At 63.6% G+C, this 6,426-nt stretch carries 7 protein-coding genes; 2 read left to right on the plus strand and 5 right to left on the minus strand.

Translation table 11 applies throughout. The annotated features are described in order from the left end of the window. Positions 1–22: 22 nt before the first annotated feature. The 3 genes from AB4Y85_RS13060 to AB4Y85_RS13070 are packed head-to-tail and all read right to left on the minus strand — an operon-like array spanning position 23 to position 3,095. Positions 23–1,324, minus strand: coding sequence for an HlyC/CorC family transporter (locus AB4Y85_RS13060; protein WP_441985333.1), 1,302 nt, complete (start codon positions 1,322–1,324; stop codon positions 23–25). Further along, complete coding sequence (gene aroB, locus AB4Y85_RS13065; protein WP_441985334.1) at positions 1,321–2,469, minus strand: 3-dehydroquinate synthase; 1,149 nt, start codon at positions 2,467–2,469, stop codon at positions 1,321–1,323. The genes AB4Y85_RS13060 and aroB overlap by 4 nt, the downstream gene beginning before the upstream one ends. Next, the gene (locus AB4Y85_RS13070; protein ID WP_441985335.1) at positions 2,466–3,095 is read right to left on the minus strand and encodes a shikimate kinase; all 630 of its coding nucleotides are present in this window, start codon (positions 3,093–3,095) and stop codon (positions 2,466–2,468) included. Before AB4Y85_RS13070 ends, aroB begins: the two co-directional genes overlap by 4 nt. A gap of 177 nt (positions 3,096–3,272) precedes the next feature. Between AB4Y85_RS13070 and AB4Y85_RS13075 the strand changes: the two genes are divergently transcribed. Together AB4Y85_RS13075 and xerD are read left to right on the plus strand one after the other, a co-directional pair. Then, positions 3,273–3,422, plus strand: a complete 150-nt coding sequence (locus tag AB4Y85_RS13075; protein WP_441985336.1) for a histidine kinase — start codon at positions 3,273–3,275, stop codon at positions 3,420–3,422. Beyond that, complete coding sequence (xerD, locus tag AB4Y85_RS13080; RefSeq protein WP_441985337.1) at positions 3,419–4,348, plus strand: site-specific tyrosine recombinase XerD; 930 nt, start codon at positions 3,419–3,421, stop codon at positions 4,346–4,348. The genes AB4Y85_RS13075 and xerD overlap by 4 nt, the downstream gene beginning before the upstream one ends. A 4-nt stretch (positions 4,349–4,352) precedes the next feature. Here xerD and metW read toward each other — a convergent pair whose 3' ends face one another. Together metW and metX are read right to left on the minus strand one after the other, a co-directional pair. Next, the gene (metW, locus tag AB4Y85_RS13085) at positions 4,353–5,000 is read right to left on the minus strand and encodes a methionine biosynthesis protein MetW (RefSeq protein WP_441985338.1); all 648 of its coding nucleotides are present in this window, start codon (positions 4,998–5,000) and stop codon (positions 4,353–4,355) included. Then, entirely contained in the window at positions 4,997–6,166 is a 1,170-nt protein-coding gene (metX, locus tag AB4Y85_RS13090) for a homoserine O-acetyltransferase MetX (RefSeq protein ID WP_441985339.1), read from the minus strand. Before metX ends, metW begins: the two co-directional genes overlap by 4 nt. Positions 6,167–6,426 lie beyond the last annotated feature (260 nt).

Below are 6,426 nucleotides of genomic sequence, written 5' to 3' on the forward strand. Positions count from 1 at the left end.
AAAATTTCTCAGAATGAGGGGTCTATTCTTCCCTTGCCCGCATCGGCCCGAGCGGCGTGATCCTGAGCGCCGTGATGCGGTTGCGTGATTTGCGAAGCACCTGGAAACGGCAATTGTGGAAGGTGAAGATCTGGCCTGTATCGGGAATCGTCTGCGCCTCGTGAATGACGAGGCCCGCGATGGTGGTGGCCTCCTCGTCAGGCAGGTGCCAGTCCATGGCGCGGTTGAGATCGCGCACCGGCACCGATCCGTCCACGTTCACCGATCCGTTCGGCTGGGGCCGAACTCCCTGCATGGAAAGGTCGTGCTCGTCCTTGATGTCACCAACGATCTCTTCGAGAATATCCTCGAGCGTTACGAGACCCATTACCTCGCCATACTCGTCTACGACGAGGGAGAAATGCGTCTTCTTGGCAAGGAAGGCCTTGAGCTGGTCACGAAGCGATGTCGTGTCCGGCACGAACCAGCTCTCCAGCGCAATCGCCTCTACCTTCAGCTTGCCCGCATCCCCGCCGACCGCGTCGAGCGCGCGCAACAGGTCCTTGGCATGGAGCACCCCGACGATGTTCTCCTGGCTCTCGCGCCACAGAGGCATGCGCGTATAGGGCGAGGCGAGGACCTCGCGCACGATCTCCTCGGAGGAGAGATCCGCATTGATGGTGCGCATCTTGGTGCGGTGAACCATGACCTCTGAGACCGTGAGGTCTTCGAGGTCGAGCAATCCGCCCAGCATGTCGCGCTGAATCTTCGCAACGCCGCCTTCCTTGTGCAGCAGATCGACCTGCCCGCGAATTTCCTCGGAGGCGGAAAGGATCGGCGTGTTCGCGCCGATATGGATGCCAAAGGGGCGCAGCATGAGCCGAACCAAGCGCTCGATGGCAATCGCGATCGGACCGAGCAAGGCCACCACCCATGAGATGGGGCGGGCGAGAAAGAGAGAGACGCTGTCGGGCGAGGAAATGGCGATGGTCTTCGGCATCACCTCCGCGAAGACGATCACCAGCACCGACATGATGGCGGTAGCATAGAGTGCGCCGCCATCGCCGAAGATGGCGACCAGCACGCTCGTAGCGAAGGCGGAGACGCCGATATTGACGATGTTGTTGCCGATCAGAACGGTGCCGATGAAACGCTCGCGAATGTCGAGCATGCGGTTCACCAGTTTCGCGCGCCGGCTGCCGTTTTTCTCCAGCATCAGCATGCGGGCTCGGGATGCGCCGGTGAAGGCCGTCTCACTCGCCGAGAAGAAAGCCGAAAGCAGAAGGCAGAAGACGACAACCAGGGCTGCGATCCAGAGATCGCCGAGGGAGGATTCGTCGATCATGGCCGTGACGTGTGAATTTCATCCTGCAGGAAAGCATGCACCTTATCGGCTTCGATGCCGGGCGCGATAAAGCTCTGGCCGATCCCGCGCGCGAGAATGAAGGTGAGGGCGCCGCTCTTCACTTTCTTGTCCTGCGCCATGGCATCGAGCAATTCGTCTAATGTTCCGCAGCCGCCCGGCACTTGGGCAAGGCGCGTGGGCAGGCCGACCTCAGCGAGATGCGTCTCGACGCGCTCCGCATCCGCTTGTGGGCAGAGGCCCAACGCAGCCGAGAAGCGGAAGGCGAGGTTGAGGCCGATGGCCACGCCTTCGCCGTGAACGAGGCGCGCGGAATCGTAACGCGTGATGCGCTCCAGCGCGTGGCCGAAGGTGTGGCCTAGATTGAGGAGCGCGCGATCGCCGTTCTCGTGCTCGTCGCGAACGACCACGGCGGCCTTGGCCCGGCAGCTCTGGGCCACGGCCTCGTCGCGCTCCGGCCCGCCCGAAAAGATGCCTCGCCAGTTTGCCTCACACCAGGCGAAGAAACGCACGTCATCGATGAGGCCGTATTTCACCACCTCCGCATAACCAGCGCGCATCTCTCGCACGGGCAACGTGTCGAGAAGGGCCGTGTCGGCCAGCACGAGGCTCGGCTGATGGAAAGCACCGACGAGATTTTTGCCGTGGCGCGAATTGATGCCGGTCTTGCCACCGACGGAGGAATCCACCTGGGAGAGCAGGGTGGTCGGCACCTGCACGAAACGCACGCCCCGGCGAACCACCGCGGCCGCGAAACCCGCAAGGTCGCCCATCACGCCGCCACCGAGCGCCACCACGAGGTCGCCGCGCTCGATCCTGGCTTCCAGCACCGCATCGCAGACCTGTTCGAGGCTCGCATAGGACTTGGTCGCCTCTCCGGGCGGCAACATCACCACGGAGGTTCGCAGACCGTGCGCCTGCAGGGAAGCAGCGAGAGCCTGCGCATAAAGAGGCCCCACATGCGCATCCGTCACAATGGCGGCGGCGCGGGTGTGCAAGTCGGCGATCCGTGCGCCCGCCGTCGCGATGAGGCCGCGTCCGACGAGTATGTCGTAGGCCCGGTCGCCGAGCGGCACCGGCACGGTGATGGGAGAGGAGGCCTCTGCCTGAGATGGCGCAGCACTCATTCGGCGCTCCCCTGTGCTGCCTTCTCGAACCAGTCGGTCAGGGCCTTGACGATGTCCGCCACGACTCGGTCATGCGGAGCCTCGTGCGAGTCGATTGTCAGGTTGGCGAGCGCATAGACCGGGTGGCGGATCTCCATCAGGCGGCGCATGGTGCCCTCAGGGTCTGGGTTGCGCAGCAAAGGCCGCGTATCCCGCTTGCGTACCCGCCGCATCAAAATATCGAGATCGGCCTTCAGCCAGATCGAGACGCCGTGCTCGGTCACGTTCTGCCGGGTTTCCTCGTTCATGAAGGCGCCGCCGCCGGTGGCCAGCACCATCGGGCCTTCCTGAAGCAGGCGGGCGATCACCCGGCGCTCGCCATCGCGAAAGTGCTCTTCGCCATGGATCGCGAAAATGTCATGGATCGTCATGCCCGCTGCGGCCTCGATCTCGTGATCGGCGTCGCGGAACGGCAGTTTGAGCGATTGCGCGAGCCTGCGGCCCACGGTGCTTTTCCCTGCGCCCATAAGCCCGACGAGCACGATGGAGCGCGCGCCGAGCTTGCGGCTGATGGGGTGTCCGCGCCGGCTTCCAGTGTCATGCCCGCCAGCTTCATCGAGCGTATTGAAGCGGCTGATATTGTTCATGCATCAGTCCTAGCACGGGGGCGATGCCCTGTCACAAGGCTAATGTCACCCTCTCCCACAGCGAACTTTCCCCTGGGACAGGGTCTTTCCTTTTGGGTAAGAGCTTTACTTTCGGGCAGGACTTGCCTTTGTGGCTTTTGCATGGTTCTAGCGTTATGACGCTTCAAGAGGCTTCCTTTGCCAACGTTATTCCGGTTCCTTCTCGTCGTTGCCATTCTGGCTGGTCTTGGCTTTGCCGCGATGTTCGCGCTCGCGACCTTCGTGCAGCCCGATCCGCGTGAGATCACCGTGCCGGTGCCCAGCAACCGCATGCCTTCGGCTTCATGAGCGGCGCGCGCCACGCCAGCCTCTTCCTCGACATGCTCGCCGCCGAGCGCGGCGCCTCGAAGAACACTCTCGATGCCTATCGGCGCGACCTCGACGATTATCTTGAATATCTGAAGGAGGCCGGCGCACAGCCCGACAGCGCGGCGGCCGCCACCATCCGAGGCTTCATGGCGAGCCTGGAGGAGCGGGGGCTCAAGGCCTCCTCCGCCGCCCGCAGGCTCTCCGCCGTCCGTCAGTTTCACAAGTTTTTGTATGTGGAAGGCTATGCCTCCGCCGACCCGACGGCGGCGGTCTCGGCGCCCAAGCGCGGCCGGGTGCTCCCCAAGGTTCTTACAATCGATCAGGTCGACCGGCTTCTTCAGGTCGCGCATGATGGCGTCACCCGTCCAGAGGCCACGCCCGGCGAGAGACTGCGCGCCGCCCGCATGGCCTGCCTGCTGGAGCTTCTCTATGCCACCGGCCTGCGCGTTTCCGAACTCATCTCGCTTCCCCGGAGTGCTGCCAAGACGCGGGACCGTTTTCTGGTGGTGCGCGGCAAGGGTGCCAAGGAACGCCTCGTCCCCCTGACGGATGCGGCCCGGGAGGCGGCACAGGCTTACCTCGCTCTCCTGGAGGAGCAGGGGAAGGTGGCAGGCCCCTGGCTGTTTCCGGCCGACAGCGAGAGCGGCTATCTCACGCGCCAGGCCTTCGCCCGCGAGTTGAAGAGCGTCGCCGCTGGAGCAGGGCTTCGCGCCGACAAGATCAGCCCTCACGTCCTGCGCCATGCCTTCGCCAGTCATCTCTTGCAGAACGGCGCCGACCTGCGCGTGGTGCAGGAGCTGCTGGGCCATTCCGACATCTCGACGACGCAGATCTATACTCACGTGCTGGATGAGCGCCTAAAGAGCATGGTGCGCGATCTGCATCCGCTGTCGTCGGGGGAATAGCGGCTCACCGCCGCTTCAGCAGAAACACGCCCTGATCGCCGAGCAGGTTCCAGACCCACCAGGGCAGGCTCACCTGCATGGGCTTTCCGCCCGCATTGAGAGCGACGGCCTTTTCCATCTGCGCGCCGACTTCGCGGCACAGTTCCACGAAATCGCGGATGGTGCAGAAATGGATGTTGGGCGTGTCGTACCAGGAATAGGGCAGGTTGTCGGTCACCGGCATCCGGCCTTTCAGCGCAAGATCGACGCGCACGCGCCAATGGCCGAAATTCGGGAAGGAGACGATGGCCCGGCGGCCGATACGCAGGAGATGCTCCAGCACGACTTTCGGCTGGCGCGTCGCCTGGATCGTTTGTGAGAGGATCACGTAATCGAAGGCATCGTCAGGATAATCGGCAAGATCCGTATCGGCATCGCCCTGGATCACGGGCAGGCCCTTCGTGAGGCAGGCATTCACGCCCTCGCGGGAGAGCTCGATGCCGCGTCCATCGACGCCTTTGCGGTCGCGCAGCAGGGTGAGAAGGTCGCCGTCGCCGCAGCCGACGTCGAGCACGCGGGAACCGGGCTCGACCATGTTGGTGACGAGCAGGAAATCGAGCCGGTGGCCGGTCTCCAGATCCGTGGCGGGAAGAAGCGAGAGAGCGGACGTCATGCGATTCCTCTCACGCGCGCCGCCGCATCGATGAAGCCGCGCGCCGCCGCGAACATTTCCGGCTCTTCGAGCAGGAAGGCGTCGTGCCCCTTGTCGCTCTCGACTTCCACGAAGCCCACCGATGCGGCGGCCGCGTTGAGCGCATGAACGATGGCGCGTGAATCCGACGTCGGAAACAGCCAGTCGGAGGTGAATGAGATCACGCAGAAGCGGGTAGTCGAACCCTTGAAGGCTTTGGCGAGCGAACTGCCATGCTCGGCTGCTAGATCGAAATAATCCATCGCACGAGTGACGAAGAGATAGGAATTGGCGTCGAAGCGCTCGACGAAGGAAATGCCCTGGTAGCGCAGGTAACTCTCGATCTGAAAATCGGCGTCGAAGGAGAAGGTCGGCGCGAGACGGTCCTGGAAATTGCGGCCGAACTTCCGGTGCAAGGCCATCTCGGACAGATAGGTGATGTGTGCGCCCATGCGGGCAACGGCGAGGCCTTTCGAGGGGCGCGTGCCTTCCAAAAGGTAGCGGCCTCCGCGCCAGTCCGGGTCCGCCATCACGGCCTGACGGCCAACCTCGTGGAAGGCAATATTCTGGGCCGAGTGGCGCGCTGCGGTCGCAATGGGCAGGGCCGCGAAAACGCGCTCGGGATAGGAGGCCGCCCATTGCAGCACCTGCATGCCGCCCATGGAGCCGCCGACGACGCAGAACAGGCTCTCGATTCCGAGCCGGTCGATCAACGCGGCCTGCGCCTTCACCATGTCGCGGATCGTGACGACCGGAAAGTTCAGGGCATAGGGCTGGCCCGTCGCCGGATCGGTGGAAGCCGGACCTGTGGTGCCCATGCAGCCGCCGGTCACATTGGCGCAGATCACGAAGAAGCGGTTGGTATCCACCGGCCTGCCGGGGCCGACCATGGTGAGCCACCAACCCGGCTTGCCCGTGACCGGGTTGTCGTTGGCCACATGCTGGTCGCCGGTGAGCGCATGGCAGATCAGAACGGCGTTCGATCTGTCGGCATTGAGCGTGCCATAGGTCTGGTACGCGATCTGCCAGGGTGCCAGCGCCACGCCCGAATCCATGATCAACGGCTCGTCAGCGCCGAAACGCATCACCAGGCTCGACGGGTCGTCAGCCTGGCTTCGTGCTTCGGATGTGAGCGGGGAGGATGTCATGGCTCTCGCGGACGCGTTCGATTTTCCGAACAAGCGGTAATTCGGACAGGACGCAAGGTCAATGAACAAGAGAGTTCATCAGGCATGTGCAAGGTGGAACGGGTTTGTCTGTCAAAGAGCAAGCGGGAACGGCCTCGCGGCGTGTGGCCCGAGGTTTGTTCAGTCGAGGGAGGGCGCGAGGAGGCGTCCGGCTCGTGTGTGTGTTTGTGTTGAGAACCTGACGGCTCCCCGCGCACGGCTTTTTTAGGCGTACACCGCGT

The sequence above is a fragment of the Microvirga sp. 2YAF29 genome (assembly GCF_052114605.1).
Classification (GTDB): domain Bacteria; phylum Pseudomonadota; class Alphaproteobacteria; order Rhizobiales; family Beijerinckiaceae; genus Microvirga.